General features: G+C 45.2%; 1 pseudogene. It reads left to right on the top strand.

Going from position 1 to position 593, the window contains the following annotated elements:
* Window positions 1–70 precede the first annotated feature (70 nt).
* Window positions 71–593 (top strand): annotated as a pseudogene (locus DC53_RS23000) (IS91 family transposase); the annotation flags it as partial.

The following is a 593-nucleotide window of genomic DNA, read 5'->3' as shown; positions in this document are numbered from 1 at the left end:
AAAGTTACTTACATTGGTTACCTGAATTAGGGCATGGTGGTATTGATTTACTCGCAAGTTGGGGAAACCAATGAGCGGCTTGCACCTCGCTGATATTTTAAATTCTGGCCTTGGGAATTATCGGCAGCACCACATAATGAGTTATCAGCAGTTACGAGTCTGCCAACACCTTCAATCATGCAGAACGGGTCAGCTCGGTTATCAAGCATGGCAATGTGATAACTGTAGTGAAGTACAACAAATTGGATGTAGCTGTCGAGATCGGCATTGCCCACGTTGCCAAGGTATGGCAACGGCTAAATGGGTGCAAAGACAACAAGAGGATTTATTATCGTGTCGGTATTTCCACCTTGTTTTTACGCTCCCCATGAGTTAAATGTCATTGCGCACTACAACCCAAACGCGTTGTATCACTGTTTATTTAAAGCCGCATGGCAAACGCTGAACAAATTTGCGAAACGAAAGAGGCATGGTCAGTTAGGCATGACAAGCGTACTGCATACGTGGGGGCAGAACTTAAGTCAGCATATTCACCTGCATTGCTTGATACCCGCAGGCGCGCTTGATAAAGCGCACTGGCATGAAATAGAAAA

It is taken from the genome of Pseudoalteromonas fuliginea (assembly GCF_000690055.1).
Classification (GTDB): Bacteria; Pseudomonadota; Gammaproteobacteria; order Enterobacterales; family Alteromonadaceae; genus Pseudoalteromonas; species Pseudoalteromonas fuliginea.
This window is presented reverse-complemented; position numbering and strand designations above follow the sequence as displayed.